The organism is Oleiphilus sp. HI0067 (assembly GCF_001635735.1).
Genome location: NZ_LWFI01000009.1, coordinates 1 through 578, shown reverse-complemented (window position 1 = coordinate 578; position 578 = coordinate 1). Strand labels below are relative to the sequence as shown.

Below are 578 nucleotides of genomic sequence, written 5' to 3'. Positions count from 1 at the left end.
CTTCATAGCGTTCGTTAATCTCGGCCCACACAGCTTTTAAAGTATCGTCAAAGCCTGCGTTAAAGATTAGCTGTGTGCTATAAGGTAAATACTCAAATAGCGAAGCCATCGATTCAAAAAACAAAGGTGCATAGTACTCAATGCCGTGCGGTTTAATGCCTTCTTTGATGTCGCGTAGTATTGGCGCGCTGAAGCTTTTCTCATCGAACTGGTCTAGCCAACGATTACGAAATGCAAGCCTAGAAGCTCTGTCCCACGGAAATTCGTGCGCAGGCAGTAGTTCGATACTCTTTAGCTTTTCTTTGGATCTTTGCGTTTCTGGATCGAAACTTCGAAGGCTTTCAATTTCGTCGTCAAATAACTCTATACGAATTGGAAATTCGCTACCCATTGGGTAGACATCAAATATTGAACCACGAACTGCATACTCACCGTGCTCATAGACGGTATCGACATGGCGGTAGCCAACCTGCTCGAGCGAGCGTCGGTAATCATCGGGATTAAACCGACCATCTATTTGCAAAGACAGCGAATTAGCGGCAATGAAGTCAACGGGCGGCAAGCGCTGAAGCAGGGTC

The 578-nt window shown here is 46.0% G+C and carries 1 pseudogene; it reads right to left on the bottom strand.

Annotation, left to right across the window (positions count from 1 at the left end):
* Nucleotides 1-578, bottom strand: a pseudogene (locus A3739_RS29045) (transcription-repair coupling factor); the annotation flags it as partial.